Annotated in this window: 18 protein-coding genes; 7 read left to right on the forward strand and 11 right to left on the reverse strand. The window is 68.5% G+C overall.

What is annotated here, in order from left to right; translation table 11 throughout:
• Nucleotides 1-130: 130 nt before the first annotated feature.
• Genes PHLH3_RS01555 through PHLH3_RS01575 form a run of 5 tightly spaced genes read right to left on the reverse strand, consistent with a single transcriptional unit; the run spans nucleotide 131 to nucleotide 5,216 of the window.
• Nucleotides 131-1,228, reverse strand: a complete 1,098-nt coding sequence (locus PHLH3_RS01555) for a P1 family peptidase (RefSeq protein WP_213627796.1) — start codon at nucleotides 1,226-1,228, stop codon at nucleotides 131-133.
• Nucleotides 1,221-2,084: an ABC transporter permease gene (locus PHLH3_RS01560; protein WP_173175257.1), complete on the reverse strand. Its 864-nt coding sequence runs from the start codon at nucleotides 2,082-2,084 to the stop codon at nucleotides 1,221-1,223. Before PHLH3_RS01560 ends, PHLH3_RS01555 begins: the two co-directional genes overlap by 8 nt.
• Nucleotides 2,081-2,986, reverse strand: coding sequence for an ABC transporter permease (locus PHLH3_RS01565; RefSeq protein WP_244862966.1), 906 nt, complete (start codon nucleotides 2,984-2,986; stop codon nucleotides 2,081-2,083). The genes PHLH3_RS01560 and PHLH3_RS01565 overlap by 4 nt, the downstream gene beginning before the upstream one ends.
• Nucleotides 2,983-4,113 (reverse strand): ABC transporter ATP-binding protein, encoded by a 1,131-nt coding sequence (locus tag PHLH3_RS01570; protein WP_213627797.1) that lies wholly within the window; start codon nucleotides 4,111-4,113, stop codon nucleotides 2,983-2,985. Before PHLH3_RS01570 ends, PHLH3_RS01565 begins: the two co-directional genes overlap by 4 nt.
• 44 nt (nucleotides 4,114-4,157) lie before the next feature.
• Nucleotides 4,158-5,216, reverse strand: a complete 1,059-nt coding sequence (locus tag PHLH3_RS01575) for a spermidine/putrescine ABC transporter substrate-binding protein (RefSeq protein WP_213627798.1) — start codon at nucleotides 5,214-5,216, stop codon at nucleotides 4,158-4,160.
• Between the two features lie 196 nt (nucleotides 5,217-5,412).
• Between PHLH3_RS01575 and PHLH3_RS01580 the strand changes: the two genes are divergently transcribed.
• Nucleotides 5,413-6,246 (forward strand): MurR/RpiR family transcriptional regulator, encoded by an 834-nt coding sequence (locus tag PHLH3_RS01580; protein ID WP_173175243.1) that lies wholly within the window; start codon nucleotides 5,413-5,415, stop codon nucleotides 6,244-6,246.
• A gap of 266 nt (nucleotides 6,247-6,512) precedes the next feature.
• Here PHLH3_RS01580 and PHLH3_RS01585 read toward each other — a convergent pair whose 3' ends face one another.
• A complete protein-coding gene (locus PHLH3_RS01585; protein WP_213627800.1) occupies nucleotides 6,513-8,894 on the reverse strand; it encodes a penicillin acylase family protein in 2,382 nt (793 codons plus the stop codon).
• Between the two features lie 107 nt (nucleotides 8,895-9,001).
• Here PHLH3_RS01585 and PHLH3_RS01590 point away from each other — a divergent pair, with 107 nt between their 5' ends.
• Both PHLH3_RS01590 and PHLH3_RS01595 read left to right on the forward strand, forming a co-directional pair.
• Nucleotides 9,002-10,021: an AraC family transcriptional regulator gene (locus tag PHLH3_RS01590; protein WP_173175239.1), complete on the forward strand. Its 1,020-nt coding sequence runs from the start codon at nucleotides 9,002-9,004 to the stop codon at nucleotides 10,019-10,021.
• A gap of 115 nt (nucleotides 10,022-10,136) precedes the next feature.
• Nucleotides 10,137-10,928: a transporter substrate-binding domain-containing protein gene (locus PHLH3_RS01595; protein WP_213627802.1), complete on the forward strand. Its 792-nt coding sequence runs from the start codon at nucleotides 10,137-10,139 to the stop codon at nucleotides 10,926-10,928.
• A gap of 7 nt (nucleotides 10,929-10,935) precedes the next feature.
• On the opposite strand, the gene PHLH3_RS01600 is transcribed toward PHLH3_RS01595, so the two are convergent.
• Nucleotides 10,936-11,517 carry a DUF6436 domain-containing protein gene (locus PHLH3_RS01600; RefSeq protein WP_213627804.1) on the reverse strand — a complete coding sequence of 194 codons (582 nt, stop codon included), beginning with the start codon at nucleotides 11,515-11,517 and terminating at the stop codon, nucleotides 10,936-10,938.
• A gap of 133 nt (nucleotides 11,518-11,650) precedes the next feature.
• On the opposite strand from PHLH3_RS01600, the gene PHLH3_RS01605 reads away from it, so the two are divergent.
• Entirely contained in the window at nucleotides 11,651-12,595 is a 945-nt protein-coding gene (locus tag PHLH3_RS01605) for an alpha/beta hydrolase (RefSeq protein ID WP_213627806.1), read from the forward strand.
• Nucleotides 12,596-12,658: 63 nt separating this feature from the next.
• On the opposite strand, the gene PHLH3_RS01610 is transcribed toward PHLH3_RS01605, so the two are convergent.
• The gene (locus PHLH3_RS01610) at nucleotides 12,659-13,426 is read right to left on the reverse strand and encodes a DUF2059 domain-containing protein (RefSeq protein WP_111264507.1); all 768 of its coding nucleotides are present in this window, start codon (nucleotides 13,424-13,426) and stop codon (nucleotides 12,659-12,661) included.
• 239 nt (nucleotides 13,427-13,665) lie between these two features.
• On the opposite strand from PHLH3_RS01610, the gene PHLH3_RS01615 reads away from it, so the two are divergent.
• On the forward strand, nucleotides 13,666-14,289 hold the full coding sequence (locus PHLH3_RS01615) for a 2OG-Fe(II) oxygenase (protein WP_213627807.1): 624 nt from the start codon (nucleotides 13,666-13,668) through the stop codon (nucleotides 14,287-14,289).
• A gap of 12 nt (nucleotides 14,290-14,301) precedes the next feature.
• Here PHLH3_RS01615 and PHLH3_RS01620 read toward each other — a convergent pair whose 3' ends face one another.
• Nucleotides 14,302-14,859, reverse strand: coding sequence for a DUF6160 family protein (locus PHLH3_RS01620; protein WP_213627809.1), 558 nt, complete (start codon nucleotides 14,857-14,859; stop codon nucleotides 14,302-14,304).
• 192 nt (nucleotides 14,860-15,051) lie between these two features.
• Here PHLH3_RS01620 and PHLH3_RS01625 point away from each other — a divergent pair, with 192 nt between their 5' ends.
• Nucleotides 15,052-15,549, forward strand: coding sequence for a DUF523 domain-containing protein (locus PHLH3_RS01625; protein WP_213627811.1), 498 nt, complete (start codon nucleotides 15,052-15,054; stop codon nucleotides 15,547-15,549).
• Here PHLH3_RS01625 and PHLH3_RS01630 read toward each other — a convergent pair.
• Nucleotides 15,546-16,208: a transporter substrate-binding domain-containing protein gene (locus PHLH3_RS01630; protein WP_213627813.1), complete on the reverse strand. Its 663-nt coding sequence runs from the start codon at nucleotides 16,206-16,208 to the stop codon at nucleotides 15,546-15,548. The genes PHLH3_RS01625 and PHLH3_RS01630 overlap by 4 nt on opposite strands.
• Before the next feature lie 137 nt (nucleotides 16,209-16,345).
• On the opposite strand from PHLH3_RS01630, the gene PHLH3_RS01635 reads away from it, so the two are divergent.
• Complete coding sequence (locus PHLH3_RS01635) at nucleotides 16,346-16,780, forward strand: DUF4399 domain-containing protein (RefSeq protein ID WP_173175223.1); 435 nt, start codon at nucleotides 16,346-16,348, stop codon at nucleotides 16,778-16,780.
• Between the two features lie 518 nt (nucleotides 16,781-17,298).
• Here the strand turns inward: PHLH3_RS01635 and serA are convergent.
• Nucleotides 17,299-18,528 carry a phosphoglycerate dehydrogenase gene (gene serA / locus PHLH3_RS01640; protein ID WP_111263505.1) on the reverse strand — a complete coding sequence of 410 codons (1,230 nt, stop codon included), beginning with the start codon at nucleotides 18,526-18,528 and terminating at the stop codon, nucleotides 17,299-17,301.
• Between the last annotated feature and the right edge of the window lie 138 nt (nucleotides 18,529-18,666).

The following is an 18,666-nucleotide window of genomic DNA, read 5'->3' on the forward strand; positions in this document are numbered from 1 at the left end:
ATTCGCGAAAGCGGCGTCCTGCGGTTTGTAGGATGGGTAGAGGTACGAAACCCATCGATGCGGAGCGACCCGTAACCGCATGGGTTTCGCTTCGCTCTACCCATCCTACGAAGAGCGCCGGTGCCTGGGGCTAGGCCTCAACCCGCCCCGCCTCCTTCAACAACGCCTTCAGCCGCTCGCCGTCCAGCGCCGGGCAGAGGCCGGCCGGCTTCTGCATCACGGCATCCTCGGCGGCGAGCATGGCGTTGAGGATGGCCTCGTCGGTGCTTTCCACCGCCGCCAGGTAGAGGGCGTCGATGTGTTCGTCGTTCAGGCACTCCAGGCTGAAGCGCCCGCCCGGGGTGAGCTGCGGCAGGGGGCGCGGGTTGGCCACGCTGAAGGCGAGGAAGATGTCCCCCGAGTTGTTGCCCCCCGGTGTGCCGCCCAGGCCGATACCGAGGCCGGCGCGCTGGGCCAGGCGGCGCAGCTGGTGGGGCAGCAACGGGGCGTCGGTGGCGAGGATGACGATGATCGAGCCGCGCTCGCGGTCGAGCCCGCCGGGTTGCTCGCCCAGGGCCTTGCCCACCGGTACGCCGAGCACCTTGAACCAGTCGCGCTGGCCATGGTTGGCCTGCACCAGGGCGCCCAGGGTGTAGGCCTGGCCGTCGATCTCCAGCACCCGCGAGGCGGTGCCGGTGCCGCCCTTGAAGCCGTAGCAGATCATGCCGTTGCCGCCGCCGACGTTGCCTTCGGCGATGGCGCCGTCGCGGGCGTCCGCCAGCGCCGCCAGGGCGTCGGCCTCGGTGACGTGCTGGCCGTTGATGTCGTTGATCACCCCGTCGTAGGTCTCGGCCACCACCGGCATCGCCCACAGGTGGCTGGCATCCCAGGCCTGCGCGTAGTGGTCGATGGTCCAGCGCGTGGCGGCGTGGTGGACGATGCCGACGCTGTGGGAGTTGGTGATGCACACCGGGCCGACGAAGTAGCCGCCGTGCTCGATCCAGTGGGTGCCGGTCATCTCGCCGTTGCCGTTGAGGGCGTGGAAGCCCGCCCACACCGGCTGCGGCTCGCGCTCCAGGCCCCGGGGGAGGATGGCGGTGACGCCGGTCTTGATGCGCTTGCCGTTGGCGGCGACGGCATCGAGGGTGCGGTAGCCGACGCGCACGCCGGGCACGTCGGTGATGGCGTTGTTGGGGCCGGGCCGGCCGGGGACGGCCAGCCCGAGTTCACGGGCGCGTGGTTTAGCCATGGGCATTCTCGGCAGGGGACGTGGCGGGCTTGCGGTTGCGCAGGTAGAGCCCGAGGGAGGCGATGAGCAGCGAGGCGATCAGCAGCAGGGTGGCGATGGCATTGATCTCGGGCTTGATGCCGCGACGGATCATCCCGTAGATGAACACCGGCAGCGTGGTGGCATCGACCCCGGAGATGAAGTAGGTGATCACCAGGTCATCCATCGAGATGATGAAGGCCAGCAGGGCGCCGCCGAGCACGCCGGGAAGGATCTGCGGCAGGGTGATGCGGCGGAAGGTGGTCCAGGGCGAGGCGCCGAGGTCCGCCGAGGCTTCCTCCAGGCGCGTGTCCATCCCCGCCAGGCGGGCGCTGACGATGAGGAACACGTAGCTGATGAGGAAGGTGCAGTGGCCGATGATGATCGACGTCTTGCCCAGGGGGATGCCGCTGCCGACGAAGAAGATCAGCAGGGCGATGCCGAGGACGATGTCCGGCATCAGCATCGGCAGGAACAGCAGCACCCGGTAGAAGCCCTGCAGGCGGAAGCGGTAGCGCGCCAGCGCCAGGGCGGTGAGGGTGCCGACCAGGGTGGCGATCAGCGTGGTGCTCAGGGCCACGATGAGGCTGGTGCGCAGGGCGGCCACCAACTGGTCGGTGGATTCCACGTAGAGCGCGTTCTCGTTCAGCGCGCTGGAGAAGCCGAACAGGGTGCGGTACCAGTCCAGGCTGGCGCCGCTCCAGATCATCATGTTCACCGGGTTGGCGTTGAACGAGTAGGCGACGATCAATGCGATGGGCAGGTACAGGAAGGCGAAGAAGGCCAGGCTGTAGCCGCCGAGCAGGCCGCGGCCGAGGCGGGCGAGGAGGGCGCTCATGCCAGGCCCTCCCTGGATTGCGAACGCGACTGCCAACGCACGTAGAGCAGCAGGAACACCAGCATCGCGGCCATGATCAGCATCGCCAGGGCGGCGCCGAAGGGCCAGTTGCGCGCGGCGAGGAATTGCTGCTCCACCAGGTTGCCGATCATCACCACCCGTGCGCCGCCCAGCAGCGAGGGCACGATGAAGTTACCCAGGCTTGGGATGAAGACGATGATCGAGCCGGCGGCGATGCCCGGCAGGGTCAGCGGGAAGACGATGCGCCAGAAGCTCTGCCAGCGGCTGGCGCCGAGGTCGGCGGAGGCTTCCAGCAGCTTGCGGTCGAGCTTCTCCACGCTGGCGTAGATGGGCATGAACATGAAGGGGATGAAGATGTAGGTCATGCCGATCAGCACGGCGGTTTCGCTGTAGATCAGGTTCAGCGGCCGGTCGGCCAGGCCCAGGGCCTGCAGGGCCAGGTTGAGGAAACCGGTGGGCCGCAGGATCAGCACCCAGGCGTAGAGCCGCACGATCAGGCTGGTGAAGAACGGCAGGGTGATCAGGAACAGGAAGAAGTTGCGCCGCCGCTCCGGCTGCCGCGCCACCCAGAAGGCCGCCGGGTAGCAGACCGCGAGCGTCAGCACCACGGTGATCGCCGCCAGCTTGAACGAGCGCAGCAGGATCTCCAGGTAGACGATGTCGAACTCTTCGTTGCTGCCGTCGGCCCATCCGAGGATGCGGCCGAAGTTGTCCGGGTAGAAAGACCATTCCACGCCGCCGTACAGGCCCGGCTCCAGCAGGCTGTAGAGCGCCATGATGGCCATGGGCACGAGGAAGAAGCCGACGATCACCAGGGTCGCCGGGCCGAGCAGGGCCACCAGGCGCAGGCGCGCACGGGCGGCGAGGGAGAGCGCGATCACGGGTGGGCCTCCTGCGCCAGCAGCAGGTGCGGGGCATCGGTGGCGTACCACAGCTGCACCCGCGCGCCGGCCTCGAGCGTGCTCATCAGCTCCCGCGAGGGGGCGCGCAGTACCGCCTTCACCGGGCTGCCGTGCAGGGTGCGCACGCTCAGCTCGAAGTCCTTGCCGATGAACACCTGCTGCAGCACGCGGCCCTCGATGAAGGCGTGACGGGCCGGGTCGCCCGGGCAGGCGAGGTGGAACTGCTCGGGACGCAACATGGCCTGGAGCTTCTGCCCCGGCACCAGGTCGGTGCGACGCAGGCGCAGGGTGTCGCCCTGGGCGGTGAGGAACTCCACGGCGTCGCCGTGGTGGCGGGTGACGCGGCCGTCGAACAGGTTGCTCTCGCCGATGAAGCCGGCGACGAAGGCGTTGGCCGGGCGGTCGTAGATGTCTTCCGGGCTGCCCAGCTGCTGCACGTGGCCGCCATTGAGCACGACGATACGGTCGGACATGGTCAGCGCTTCTTCCTGGTCGTGGGTGACGAAGACGAAGGCGATGCCCAGCTCGCTCTGCAGGTTCTTCAGCTCGCGCTGCATGCTCTGGCGCAACTGGCGGTCGAGGGCCGAGAGCGGCTCGTCGAGCAGCAGCAGGGCGGGCTTGTTGACGAGGGCGCGGGCCAGGGCGATGCGCTGCTGCTGGCCACCGGAGAGCTGGCCGGGCTTGCGTTTCTCCAGCCCCGCCATGCCCACCAGTTCGAGGGCGTCGGCCACCTGGTGGTTGCGCTGGGCCTTGGCCACGCCACGGATGTCCAGCGCGTAGCCGACGTTGTCGCCGACGCTGAGGTGGGGGAACAGGGCGTAGCTCTGGAACACGGTATGCACCGGGCGCAGGTGCGCGGGTACGTCGTTCATCAGCTGGCCCTGGATGCGCAGCTCGCCGCCGTCGAGGCCTTCGAAGCCGCTGATCACCCGTAGCAGGGTGGTCTTGCCGCAGCCGGAGGGGCCGAGCAGGGTGACGAACTCGTTGCCGCCGACGCACAGGTCGACGCCATCGAGGGCGCGGACGGCGTGGCCTTCCGGGGCGCGGTAGTGCTTCACCGCAGCGGTGATCTGGACCACCGGTGCACTGTTGACGATGCAGGTCATGGAGAACTCCGGCGGGCGCGTCGCGCACCCGCTCTCTTGCTGGCTCAGTTGGCGGTGCGCACGCGGGTCCAGGCGCGGTCGTACTTCTTCAGGTCCTTGCCCAGGTCGTTGAAGATCTGCAGCTTGGCCATGACATCGGCCGGCGGGTTGACCTGCGGGTTGTCGCGCAGCTCGGCGGGCAGCAGCTTGAGCGCCTCGCGGTTGGGCGTGCCGTTCATCTGCTGCCGGGTGTTGAGGGCGGCGATCTCGGGGGTGAGGAAGAACTCCATGAAGCGCTTGGCGTTGGCCTTGTTCGGCGCGCTCCTGAGCACGCACATGTCTTCCTGGTACATCGTCGCGCCTTCCCTGGGGATGACGTAGGCGAGGTTCTGCGGGTCCTGCTTCACGTACATCATGGCGCCGACGAAGTAGTGTGCGGCGGCCACGTCGCCCGACTGCACCATGGGCACGCTGTCGTAGGTGAAGGCCGAGACCAGCGGCTTGCGCTCCAGCAGCCACTGCTCGGAGACCTTGAGGTCGGCGGCATCGGTGGTGTTGACCGACTTGCCGTTGACGATCAGGCCGACGCCCAGGGTCTCGCGCATGTCGTCGAGCAGGATGACCTTCTTGCCGGATTCGGCCAGGGCGAAGAAATCCGCCCAGGATTCGATGGGGCGGTCCACCTTGGTCTTGTTGTAGAAGATGCCGACGGTGCCCCAGGCGTAGGGCAGGCACTGCTCGCCCCTGGGGTCGGACTTGGCGCGGAGGAAGGCCGGGTCGATGTTGGCGAAGGCCGGGCTGGCGCCGATGTCGGTCTTCTCCAGCAGGCCCAGGGCGGACAGGGTGTCGTGCATGTGCACGGAGGGGAACACGATGTCGTAGCCGGTGGCACCGGCCTGGAGCTTGGCGAGCATTTCCTCGTTGCTGCCGTAGGTGTCCAGTGACACCTTGATGCCGGTCTCGTCGGTGAAGCGCTTGAGCACCTCGGGGTTGATGTAGTCGCCCCAGTTGTACAGGTGCAGCTCCTCGGCGGCCTGTGCGGCGCCGAGGGTGAAGGCCAGGGTGGTGGCGAGCAGCGGCGCGGCGAGGCGGCGCAAAGGATGCAGCAGGGGGTGAGCGGGCATGTTCCTGTTCTCCGTTCTGAGCCCGGCGCGGCTGGCGCGGGCCTGGCTGGGGCAGCTCTTGCATGGCCGATGGGCCGAAGGGATAGCGGAAGAAACGGTGTTTTTATTTTTTGCCTCGCCGTGGAGCATAAAGTATCTTTCTTCCAATATTCAATACAGTGACATTAATCTTCCAATATTGGGCGGGAACCGAGGCATGCTGGACAGCAAAGTGGAGCAGATCGAAGGCAAGCTCACGCCGAACGAACGCACCCTGTGGGCCTATATCCAGGCCAACCTGGAGACCATCGCCTTCGAGAACGGCGCCAGCCTGGCGGAGAAGAGCGGGGTCAGCCCCAACACCGTCAGCCGCTTCCTGCGGCGCCTCGGCTACAAGGGGCTGAAGAGCCTGAAGGAGGAGCTGCGCGACGACATCCGCGTGCAGTCGCTGCTCAATACCACCCTGATCGAGCGGGTGGAGAAGCAGCCGGATGACCTGCTGGACCACCTCAACGAAGAGATCGACGCCCTCGTCAGCTTCGGCAACCAGCTCAACAGCCAGCACTGGCAGGACATCGTCACGCGCGTCGCCGAGGCCGAGCGTGTGTTCGTCTGCGGCTTCCAGACCATCCGCGGCCTGGCCGAGGACTTCGCCAGCCGCCTGTCGCTGGTGCGCTCGGGGGTGGAGTTCCTCGACCTCTACCGGGGTGTGCTCGGCCAGTGGGTGGACAGCCGCGACGAGCGCTGCTGCGTGGTGCTGATCGACATCGCCCCCTATGCCGATGTCGGCATCGCCTTCGCCAACACCCTCAAGGAGGACACGGACCTCGTGGTGTTCACCGACGAGTACGGCATCGCCCGGCACATCTCCACGCCCTGGATCGTCACCATGAAGACCAAGACCGGGCTCATCCTCGAATCCACCGGCGGCCTCACCAGCGCCCTCAACGTGCTGCTGCACTGCGTCGCCTCCAGGCGCAAGGGCGAACTCAAGGACCGCCTCGCCGCCTACCGGGCGCGGGTCGAGAGCCTGAAGCTGTATCGGAGTTGAGGGCCTTGTCCGCTGGATAGGTCTTAGTGGGCCTCCGCGTGCGCGGGGGTGACGGTGGTTGGGGGGGCGCTTCGCCTCACTCCGTCATGCTCGCGAATGCGGGGATCTTGTAGAGGCGCTGTTCAGTGGGCCCCCGCGTGCACGGGGTTGACGGTGGTGTGGGGACGTTCCGCTTCACTCCGTCACCCCCGCGAACGCGGGGAGCACCCAAAGCCCCAAGGAACGGGGCCCCGCATCCGCAGGGCCCCGTCATGCCTGGTTGCGACCTACCTGGCAGGCACCAGCTTCAGCGTTCCCTGGGTATTGGCCTTCACGTCCTCTTCGCTCATGTGCATCGGCACGTACTCGCCCTTGACGTAGCGCTCGGCCTGGTCGTCGTAGTGGCGGTCGAAGACCACGCCGCTCTGGCCCACCGGGTTGATGCCGATGGCGTGGGCCGGGTCGGCCATGTCGACCAGGCGGCGGGTGGAGGGGCCGTAGACCACTTCCCAGGGTGCCGGGCCGACGCGGTTGGACAGGTTGTTGGGCACCTCGTGGCCGCCGGGGGCGGCGAAGGGGCCGACGTTGAACAGCTTGTCCAGCGGCTTCTGCATGCCCAGCGGGTGGCCGTGGGTGAGGGTGTGGGCGCGGCCCCAGGCCCATTTCGAGCTGTCCGCGCCGAGGGTCTGCTCCAGGTGGGCGAGGCTGGCCTGCCAGGCGGCCTTCACCGTATCGGCGCGGGTCTCGCGGGCGTCGGTGCTGCGCACGTCCCACCAGGGCGAGTCGGCGTCGGCGGCCAGGCGCGGCAGGCCCACGTCGAGCACGCGGGTGGACAGCAGGTTGTCGAAGAAGGCGTCGCCCAGCTCGTCGTGGAAGGCGCCACGGGCCAGCTCGTAGACCAGTTGTTCGAAGACCGTCGCGGCGGTGGAGTCCAGCGGGTGGTCGCCCTGCCAGGCGGCCAGTTGCTCGACCAGGGCGCGCTCGGCGTCGTCGGCCGCGGCGGCGCGCAGGTCGCCCAGCAGCGGGGCGAGCAGGCGCGGGCCGTAGCCGGTGGCGGTCTCCAGCTGCAGGGCGCGGCTGTTGTCCTGGTCCCACTTCACGTCCTTCTGCGCGAGCAGCTGGTCCAGGCGCTGGCCGCGGTCCGGCAGGTTGTAGTAGCCGGGGATGGCGACTCCGGTGGGCGACTGCGGCTGGTAGTTGGCCGAGACGATGTAGCCGCGCTCGGGGTTCTCCTCATGGGGGTTGGCGCTGAAGGGCAGGTAGCCGGGCTTGTCCGCCTCGCCGCTGGCACCGTCGAGGATGAAATAGGGGTTCACCCCGTCCGGGCGCTGCGGCAGCTTGGCCGAAGCCCACCAGCCGATGTCGCCGGCGGCGTTGGCCCAGACGACGTTGAGGCCGGGGGCGTGGATCTTCTCGGCGGCGCTGCGGGCCTTGTCCAGGGTGTCGGCGCGATTGAGCTGGTAGAAGGCGTCGAGGATGGGGTTCTCGGTTTCTAGGAAGGCCCACCACATGGCGATCGGGGTCTTGCCGGGGGGCGCTCCGAGGGCGTCGTTGACGATGGGGCCGTGGGGCGAGCGGCGCAGGGTCAGCTTCACCGGCTCGGCGTCCTTGACCTGGATGGTCTCCTCGCGGCTCTGGAGGTCCACCCACTGGCCCTGGTACCAGACCTGGCCGGGGTTGTCCGGGTTGACCTTTTCGGCGATCAGGTCGAGGTCGTCGTTCTGGAACATGGTCAGGCTCCAGGCGAACTGCCCGTTGTGCCCCAGCGACGCGGTGGGGTTGAGCGCCTGGTAGTGGCCGTAGAGCTCGAAGCCGGGGTAGGAGGCCTGGGCTTCGTACCACACCGCCGGGACGGCGAAGCGGATGTGCGGGTCACCGGCCAGCAAGGGCTTGCCGCTGGCGGTGCGGCTGCCGGAGACGGCCCAGGCGTTGCTGCCCTCGAACTGCGGCAGTCCGGCTTCGACCAAGGCCTGGTGGCTGAGGCGGGCGAGGCCGTTGAGGGCCTGCCAGTCGCTGGCGGCGAGCTTCTGCCCGACCACGCCCTCGGGGTGCCAGTCGAGGTCGAAGGCCTTGAGGTAGTCGGCACCCAGTTCGTCACGCACGTAGGTCAGCACCGGCTCGGTGCGGAAGGCGGCGGCGAAGCTGTAGGCCATGTAGCCGGCGACGGAGAGGGTGTCTTCCACCGTGAAGGGGCGCTTGGGGATGCCCAGCAGGTCGAATTCCACCGGTGCCGGGCGGCTGGCCTGGTACTGGTTGATGCCGTCCAGGTAGGCGGTCAGCGCCTTGGCGGCGGGGCTGTCCATGTCCATCTTCTTCGCGTAGACGGCGGCGTGCTGGCGCAGCTCCAGGGTGCGGAACATGCGGTCGGTATCGACCAGGCGAGCACCCAGCACCTCGGCCAGTTCGCCACGGGCGAGGCGGCGCAGCATCTCCATCTGGAACAGGCGGTCCTGGGCATGGACGAAGCCCAGGGCGCGGTACATGTCGGCCTCGTTGGCGGCCTGGATATGGGGCACGCCGCGTTCGTCGTAGCGGACGCTGACCGGCGCCTGCAGGTGTTCCAGGGCCAGCTCGCCGTCGCGCAGTGGCTTCTTGCCCTGGGCGTACCAGGCGCCACCGGCGGCCACTGCGGCCACGATCACGGCAAGGGCTGTGAGAGTGCGTTTCATGGAGGGTTCTCCTTGTTGTAGTGGGCGCATTCTGCGCAGCCGGGAGCACCCTCGCATTGACCAAATGCAGCGAAGCGCAAAGCATAGGGTCAAAACCGGAGGCCCCCATGATCCCGCCCCTGCTGCCACGCACCGCGCTCACCCATTCCTCGACCCTGCGCCGCCTGCTCTACGAGGCGCTGGCCGAACTCGGCCTGGACCCGACCGATACCTACCGCCGGGTCTACGGCCAGCCGCCGTCGGTGCCCTGGCTGGACGGCCGCGAGGACCACGACAGCGCGCCGCGTTTCTGGCAGGCGCTGGCGGCCATCACCGGCGACGAGGACATCGGCCTGCACCTGGCCGAGGTGATGCGCCCGCGCCCCATGGACGTGATGGGCTACCTGCTGCAGTCGGCGCGTGACCTGCGCCAGGGCCTCGACGCCTTCGTGCGCTACCAGCACGTGGTTTCCGGGGGCTTCGCCGCGCGCCTGGAGGAGGACGGCGAGCAGGCGCGCCTGGTGATCGACCTGCACTACCGGGGCATCGGCCACCTGCGCCAGCAGGTCGAGTGCGTGGCGCTACTGATGCAACGGACCCTCGCCAGCATCATCGGCGGCCCGTTGCCGGTGCTCGGCGTGACCTTCCGCCACCCGCGCCCGCGACGCCTGGGGGAGCACCGGCGGCTGTTCGCCATGGAGCCCTCGTTCGGCCAGCCCCACGACGCCCTGGTGCTGCCCCGCGAGCTGCTCGGCCGGCCCCTGGGCAGCGCCAGCCCGCGGGTGTTCGAGGTGCTGCTGCAGGAGGCCGCGCTGCAGCTGGAGCAACTGGTGGAGAACCAGTTGCTGGAGCGGGTGCGCTATTGGCTGGCGCTGCACATGGAGCGTGGCGAATGCACACTGGCCGCCTGCGCCGCCGCGCTGGGGCTCGGCCGCAGCGCCCTGCAGCGCAGCCTGGCGGAGCAGGGCAGCAGTTTTCGGGCGCTGCACGACGAGGCACGGCGCATGCGCGCGCGGGAGCTGCTGGCCGAGGGGCAGGGCATCCGCGAGGTGGCCCGGGCCTGCGGCTTCGCCGAGCTGTCACCCTTCTACCGCGCCTTCCGCCGTTGGGAAGGGGGCACTCCGCGGGGCCTGGGTCGCGACGCCTGAGCGCCTGCGCTGGACTATGCTCGGTCGACCGCTCGCGCGGTGAACCGGCGTCTCAGGGAGGGAACGCCGCATGGGCAGGGAGGCGGTCGATGCCACCCGGACGAGGGTTGCTGGGATGTCCTACCGACTCATCGCAGGTTGCCTGCTGGCGGCCAGTCTCGGTCTCGAAGCTTCCGAGCCGGTGAAGATCTGCCTGGGCGACAGCAACGAATGGCCGCCCTACACCTTCTGGGAGCGCCGGGATGGCCAGGCGGACCGCGAGCGCCTCAGCGGCTCGGCGACGACCCTGGTGCTCACTGCCCTGGACCGACTCGGGCTGGCTTACCAGGTGACCTACTGGCCCTGGGCGCGGGTGCAGCAGGAGCTGGCCGGCTTCGCCGAGCGCGGCCGTTGCGAGATGACCTGGGACGCCAGCTACACCCGCGAGCGCGCCGCCTTCGCCCACTACAGCGAGCCGCTCTACCGCACCCGCCTGGGGCTGTTCTATTCGAAGCAGCGCTTCCCCCGCTCCCCCGGCATCAATGGCGCCGCTGCCCTGAGCAACTTCCGCCTGTGCGGGGTCATCGGCTACAACTACGAGCCCTACGGCCTGGTGCGCGAGCCCACGCGCTACGCCAGCGTGCAGCAGAACCTCGACCTGCTGCAGCACCTGCGCTGCGACTTCTTCCCCAGCGAGATCGAACCCCTCTACGGCGGCATCGCCTTGGGCGCGTACCAGGGGCACACCGACCTCGGCTTCGTCGAGCTGCCGGCCAGCAAGGCCTTCTACCTGCTGCTGAGCAAGGGCTCGCCCCGCGGCGAGCAGCTGCTGCAGGCACTGAACCGGGAATTGCAGGTGTTGCGCGAGAGCGGCGAGGCCGAGGCCATCTTCCAGCGCTTCCAGCCGGTGCAGTTGAAGGAGCGCTGAGTGCAGGTCAGTGCGCTGTTTCGTCGGCCCAGGCGCAGAAGCAGCCGACCGCCAGGGTATTGCTGGCTTCCACCGGGCGATCGGCCATCAGCGCTTCGAGCACCGGCTCGATGAAGCTGTTGGCGGAATTGCAGGTCAGCCCCTCGCTGTAGGGGCCGAAGTAGGCGAGGTGGCCCTGGCGGTCCCAGATCGCCACCGCAGGGCTGGCCGGCAGCTGCTCGCTGCCCGGCAGTGCCTCGATCTCGCGCAGGGCCTGGAGGTTGGCCGGCAGGTTCCCCTCGCTGCCGGGCTTGCGCACCCGGTAGAAGTCGACGCCACGTGGCCCATAGCGTTCCAGCAGTTCCGCCAGGTGCTGCTGGTTGCCGACGTTGCAGGGGCAGGCCGGGTCCCAGAAGTGCACCAGGCGGATGTGGCCCTCGCCGGCCAGCGCCGCCGGCAGCTGCAGGTTGGCGCCGGAGAACACCGCCGCGCGCTGGTCGAAGGGGCGCAGGTAGCGGCCTTCGAACCACCAGAAGGCGACGGCCATGGCCACCAGCCAGAGGGCGACGAGGATCAGGCCGAGCAGGGTCTTGCGGGTGGGGCGGCGCATGGGGGAACCGGTCAGGTGGGGGCCGATAGCTTGCCATGAGCGGCCGCTCAGCTGAATATCGGCAGCCTTCGCCGCCCGTGCTGCCGTGACCGCCCGGTCCGGCCGCGCCCCAGCACACCCCTTGGAAGTACTGATGCCAGACGCCCCGAACCCCGATCAGCTGCGCGCGCTCCTGCGACCCTTGGCCGCAGAGGGGGACGAGCCGGAAATGTTCAGGGCCTACCGTGCCTACTACGGGCTGGACTTCCCGGCGCGTGGGGACAGCGTGCGCAGCCGCCTGGGCTGCGTGCAGGTCGCCGGCTATTGCGTGGCCACCCAGGCCTGGTGGCCACGGGAGCCGCGCGGCACGCTGGTGTTGCTGCATGGCTACTACGACCACATGGGGCTTTACCGCCACCTGATCGACTGGGCGCTGGGGCTGGGCTTCGCGGTGATCGCCTGCGACCTGCCGGGCCATGGCCTGTCCAGCGGCGCGCCGGCGAGCATCGGCGACTTCGCCGAGTACCAGGCCACTCTCATGGCGCTGCTGGGCGAGGCCGGGCGCCTGCAGTTGCCCGCGCCCTGGCACCTGGCCGGGCAGAGCACCGGCGGGGCGATCGTCCTCGACTTCCTGCTCAACGGCGCGGTGCCCGACGGGCTCGGCCGCAGCCTGCTGTTCGCGCCCCTGGTGCGCCCCCGCGCCTGGGGCTGGTCGAAATTCAGCTACCGCATGCTGCGGCCCTTCGTGGAGTCCATCCCGCGGCGTTTCAGCGTCAACTCCAGCGACGCCGAGTTCATCGACTTCGTCCACAACCGCGACCCGCTGCAGCCGCGCAACCTGCCCACCGCCTGGGTCGGCGCACTGGCGCGCTGGGTGCCGCGCATCGAGGCGTCGGCGCCCTGTGGGCACAGCCCGCTGGTGATCCAGGGCGACGCCGACATGACGGTGGACTGGCGGCACAACCTCAGGGTGCTGGATGCAAAGTTCGCCAGCCCCGAGGTACTGATGCTGGAGGGGGCGGGGCACCACCTGGTGAACGAGGCGGCGCATTACCGGGAGCGCTATTTCGCCTTCCTGCGCGAGCGCCTGGGGCTCTAGGTCGGCGTCGAGCCGCCGCGAGGTGCGGCATGCGCACCGCGGCAGCTCGAGGAGAGGACGGGCTCAGTAACCCTGCTGCGCCGGCGCCAGGCTGGCGGCGTCCTGGCCCACGGCGAGCCCGGCACGCACGGCGGCCAGGGCGGCCTGGTAGTAGGCCTTGCCCTGTGCGGACTCGGCGAAGGTGACGAACTCCTCCAGCTCCGGATCGGACAGGTCGCGATAGACATAGAGCAGGGTGTTGTCGAGGTCGTTGCTGATCTGCTGCATCACCCGCTGGCGCTGGCTTTCCAGCAGGCCCTGGGCCTGGCCGCCGCCGAGCAGGCCGGGCAGCATCTGGCTCAGGCTGTCGGCGGCGACCCCGGCCAGGGCCAGGCTGACTTCGGCACCGGCTTCCTTGGCCGGCAGCGCCTGGGCCAGATGGCGCACCTGCAGGCGGCGGGTGGCGCTGGCGTCGATGCGCGGCAGGCCGTTGGCGTTCTTGGCCAACTGGTCGCGGCGGGTGGCGAGCACTTCGGCGGCGGTGATCTTGCGGCCCAGTTCGGACTGGAAGAAGGCCAGCGCGGGGCGTGGGTCCTGCAGCTGGCTGCGCAGGGCGGCCTGGGCGCGCTGGTCGATGGCCTGGGCCTGGAAGCGCTGGTTGCTGTTCTCCACCAGCGCCTGGTAGACGGCTGGCGGCAGGGTCTTCTGGTAGCGCTGCTGGGCGGCCGCCAGGGCGTCGTTGAAGTGCGCCCGCTGTTCCGGCCAGCCCGCCGCCTGGTACAGGCTGGCGTGGTCGTCGGCCAGCGCCGGCAGACCGATGAGCAGGAAGGTGACGGCAAGAAGCAGGCGCATGGTGACTCCTGGAGGCGCTATCCGGTGTTGTTCTAGGACCCCGGGGCTGCGGGTTCGGTTCGGCCGGGGGGATGGGCTGCATGACGGGAGGGGGCGGCTGCCGGGGCTCCGGCCATGATGGCGCGGGGGCTATTCTCCGTGCTGCTGCCGGGGCTTGTCGAGGCGCGCAGGGGGTGGAGTCAGAAATTTATCAGAACGCTGTAGGCGGCATTCTGCGGCCTGATTAGAATGCGCCGACCATGCCGAATCCCCACGCTTTCATCCCCTTCGAGCCCACCAGTGACGACATCGCCCAGCGAGGCTGGTCGTTGCAGCGGGGCGCCATCGACGCCGATCTGGTCGCCGCCCTGGCCCGTGAATGCCGTGCCAGGGCGGCGGCGGGCGAGCTGAGCCCGGCGGGGATCGGCCGTGGCGATGGCCAGCAGGTGCGCGAAGGCATCCGTGGCGACCGCATCGACTGGCTGGAGCCCGGCCAGGCCGAGCCCTGTGATCGCTACCTGGCGCTGATGGACGAGCTGCGGCTGCGCCTGAACCGCGAACTGTACCTGGGGCTGGAGGACTTCGAGGCGCACTTCGCCCTCTATCCGCCGGGCGCCTTCTACCAGAAGCACCTGGATCGCTTCCGCGACGATGATCGCCGCGCGGTTTCGGCGGTGCTCTACCTCAATCCCGAGTGGTTGCCCGGCGAGGGCGGCGAGCTGCGCCTGTACCTGGACGACGGCTCGACGCGCGACGTGCTGCCCGAGGCCGGCACCCTGGTGGTGTTCCTCTCTGGCGAGCTGCCCCACGAGGTGCTGCCGGCCAGCCGCGAGCGCCTCTCGCTCACCGGCTGGTTCCGCCGCCGTGGTGACGGTCCGCTCTGAAGCGCACGGGGCTCAGTGGCCCCAGACCTTGATGGTGCCGCGCAGGTCGACGATGTCGCGGATCTCGATATTGCCCAGGCTGCTGTCGCCCACGTACATGTCGGCGCCGACCCGCATGCGGATGCGCTGGGCGGGCAGGCCCGACTGGAGCAGCTGGTCGTTGATGGTGGTCAGGTCCGGCAGGGTGAGCACCAGTTGGTCCTTGCCGCTGGCGTTCTTGACCACGTCGATCATCAGGGTCGGCTGGTTGACGCCGAAGATCGGCAGGGTCAGGCCGAGCTGCGCCGGCCCCAGGGCGAAGCTGCCGCCGGCGCCATTGGGGCAGGCGCTGGGGCTGTCGCAGCCGTTGTCGATGCGGATGTTGCGCAGCGAGGCGCTGTTGCCGCTGTCCGTCCAGCTCAGCTTGTCGATGCGTGCCATCACGTCCAGGCGGATGCTGATCCCGGCCTGGCCGGTGACGTCGGCCATCTGCTGGTTGTCGAGGGATTCCATGGCGGCCTGGCCGGTGGTGCAGAACAGCAGGGCGGAGCAGGCGAGGAGCGGGTGCAGGATCGTTCTTGTTATGGGCATGACGGCTGTCCTTCGCGGGTTGGCCGGCGCAGTCTGGTGAGGCCCCCGCCGCTGCGCCAGTGCCCGCTGGCGCTTCCCGCCTAAGGATGGGCCAGCCAAAGGCTGGCGCCGGCCCGCGCAGCCGGTGGGTGTTACGTGCGGTGACCGTCGCGGCGTGGCGCGCTAGGCTGGCGCCCTTCGAGGAGTGATTTCATGCAGAAGATTCTGGTCAGCCGCTGCCTGCTGGGGCAGCGGGTGCGATATGACGGCGGCGCCCACGGGCCCTTCGATTTGCTGCAGCGCTGGCAGGACGAGGGGCGCATCGTGCCGGTGTGCCCGGAAGTCGCCGGCGGCCTGCCGACGCCCCGCGCGCCGGCCGAGGTGCCCGGCGGGCAGGGGGCGCAGGTGCTGGAGGGGCGGGTGCCGGTGCTGACCGATGGCGGCGAGGACGTCACCGCCGAGTTCGTCGCCGGGGCGCGCATCGCCCTGGAGCTGGTGCGCCGCCACGGCATCGGCGTCGCGGTGCTCAAGGCGCGCAGCCCTTCCTGCGGCAACGAGGAGGCCTATGACGGCACCTTCAGCGGCACCCGCGTGCCGGGAGAGGGGGTGACGGCCGCGCTGCTGCGTGCCGAGGGCGTGCGGGTGTTCAACGAGACGCAGCTGGACGCCGCCGCCCGCTACCTGGCCACGCTGGAGGGCGCGCCGGGCTAGTACTGCTCGGAATCCCCTGGCGGCTGGGGTTGCGACGCCGGCGGCGGTGCCGGCTGCTCCGTCGGGGCGCCTGCTTCGGTCGTGGGCGCCTGGCCTTCCAGCCATTTGCGCGAGAGTTCGTCGAGACGGCCGCTGCTCTTGAGCTTGCTCAGGGCGTTGTTCAGGGCGCTGCGGAAGGCCGGGTTGTCCTTGCGGAAGGGGATCGCCTGTTCCTCTTCGCTCTTTTCGGCTGGCTGCGCGGTGGGCTTGCCCGGCGCCAGGGACTGGGTCAGGCCGCCTGCATCGGCGCCGCCGGCGAGCTGCCGGCCGCCGCCCTTGCCATAGGGTTCGCTGAAGTCCAGTTGCTGGTCCTCGCGTGCGGCCTGGGCCTCGCGGCTCAGCACGATGTCGACGTTGCCGCTGCGCAGGCCATCGAGCAGCTTGTCCCGGGGCACGGGGATGAAGTCCGCCTTGACGTTGAGTTCGTCGGCCAGGGCGTGGCCCAGTTCGACCTCGTAGCCGGTCAGCTTGTCTTCCTGGCGGAAGCTGTAGGGCGGCGCGTCCTCCACCAGGGCGATTCGCAGGCTGCCGCGCTCCCAGACGTCGTCGATCAGGTCGGCGCGGGCCAGGGGCGCGACGACCAGGGGGAGCAGGGCGAGCAGGCAGTGCAACAGGCGCATTTTCAGGTAAACCTCTGGTTCTTCTCGATGGGTGACCCGGGCTGGTCAGTTTCAGCGTAGCCATTGCCGGCTAGGCTGCAGGTGAACCTCCGCCGCCGCGAAGGGTCAGTGTGTTGCTTACCAACAAGGAGTCAGTCATGAAGCTTGCGTTCGCTCCCCTGGGCCTTGCGGCCCTGCTGGCGGTGGTTTCCACCGCGACGTTCGCCGAGATGCCGCGCACACCGGCGCCCGAAGGCGCGAAGGTCTATTTCATCGAGCCCGCCGACGGCGCCACTGTGGACAAGACGTTCAGCGTCAAGTTCGGTTTGCAGGGCATGGGCGTCGCCCCGGCCGGGGTCGATTCGCCCGCCACGGGCCACCACCACCTGCTGATCGATGTCGACAAGGAACCGGCGATGAACATGCCGCTGCCGATGACCGACAACCTGAAACACTTCGGCAAGGGCCAGACCGAAACCCAGATCACCCTGCCGCCGGGCAAGCACACCCTGCAGCTGCTGGTGGGTGACAAGAACCACGTACCGCTGGACCCGCCGGTCATCTCCGAGAAGATCACCGTCACCGTGAAATGAACGTGAAATCGCGGGCATGAAAAGGGAGGCCGAGGCCTCCCTTTTCATTGTCCAGCTCTGTCGAGCACCGTGCGGCGGTGCGCGCGGCACACCCTGCGACACGAGACGCAGCGCCAATCGCCAATCGCAGGTGTGAAAAAGGGGAGACCGAGGTCTCCCCTTTTTATTTACCCAGCGCGCTCGTCAGGGCTCGCGAGCTAGAGCGAGACAAGGCGGGAATGGCCGAGAAGCGCGGAGTTCACATCTGTGAATGAGCACTTCGAGGCCGTTCCCAACGCCGTATTCGCCGACGCGCGAGGCAGGAACCTCAGATCGAATCGTTCAGATGAACCTGAAATCCCAAGCATGAAAAAGGGAGGCCAAAGCCTCCCTTTTCAATGCCCAGCTCCGTCGTCAGGGCTCGCGAGCTAGAGCGAGACAAGGCGGGAATGGCCGAGAAGCGCGGAGTTCACCTCTGTGAATGAGCACTTCGAGACCGTTCCCAACGCCGTATCGCCGACGCGCAGCAGCCCTGAGGGTCAGAACAGGACGCGGCTGCGGATGGTGCCGTTGACGTGCTGCAGTTTCTCCAGCGCCAGGTCCGAGTACTCGGCGTCGACGTCGATCACCACGTAGCCGACCTTGGCGTTGGTCTGCAGGTACTGGCCGGAGATGTTGATGCCATTGTCGGCGAACACCTTGTTGATCTCGCTCATCACGCCGGGAACGTTGGCGTGGATGTGCAGCAGGCGGTGCTTGCCGGGGTGCGACGGCAGGGCCACTTCGGGGAAGTTGACCGAGGACACGGAGGTGCCGTTGTCGCTGTACTTGACCAGCTTCTCGGCCACTTCCAGGCCGATGTTGGCCTGGGCCTCGGCGGTGGAGCCGCCGATGTGCGGGGTGAGGATCACGCGATCCAGGCCACGCAGCGGGCTTTCGAACTCCTCGTCGTTGGACTTGGGCTCGACCGGGAACACGTCGATGGCGGCGCCGATCAGGTGCTCGTCCTTGATGGCGGCGGCCAGGTGGTCCAGCTCGACCACGGTGCCGCGCGCGGCGTTGATCAGGATGCCGCCCTTCTTGATGGCGCGGATTTCCTTCTCGCCGATCATCCACTGGGTGGAGGGCAGCTCGGGAACGTGCAGGGAGACGATGTCGCTCATGCCCAGCAGCTCGTGCAGGTCGCCGATCTGCGTGGCGTTGCCCAGCGGCAGCTTGGTCAGGGTGTCGTAGAAGAACACCTGCATGCCCAGGGCCTCGGCCAGTACCGAGAGCTGGGTGCCGATGGAGCCGTAGCCGACGATGCCGAGCTTCTTGCCGCGGATCTCGAAGGAGTTGGCCGCCGACTTGATCCAGCCGCCACGGTGGCAGGAGGCGTTCTTCTCCGGGATGCCGCGCAGCAGCAGGATGGCTTCGGCCAGGACCAGCTCGGCGACCGAGCGGGTGTTGGAATAGGGGGCGTTGAACACGGCGATGCCGCGTTCGCGGGCGGCGTTCAGGTCGACCTGGTTGGTACCGATGCAGAAGCAGCCCACGGCGATCAGCTTCTTGGCGCAGTCGAACACTTCCTCGGTCAGCTGGGTGCGGGAGCGGATGCCGATGAAGTGGGCATCGGCGATCTTTTCCTTCAGCTCGTCATCGGAGAGCGCGCCCTTGAGGTACTCGATGTTGCTGTAGCCGGCGGCCTTCAGGGTGTCCACGGCGTTCTGGTGGACGCCTTCGAGGAGAAGGAACTTGATCTTGCTCTTGTCGAGGGAGGTCTTGCTCATCTGCGTACCTATTTGTCCCGGTAGAAAAGTTCAGAAGGCTGTGCGGCAGCTACCCCGGAAAAGGCCTGTGAGGCATGATTCACGGGGTGCGTATGCTAGCATGTTCTCCTTTTTCCTTGCTCGGTTGCGACCTGAAAC

It is taken from the genome of Pseudomonas sp. Pc102, assembly GCF_018408275.1.
Lineage (GTDB): Bacteria > Pseudomonadota > Gammaproteobacteria > Pseudomonadales > Pseudomonadaceae > Metapseudomonas > Metapseudomonas tohonis.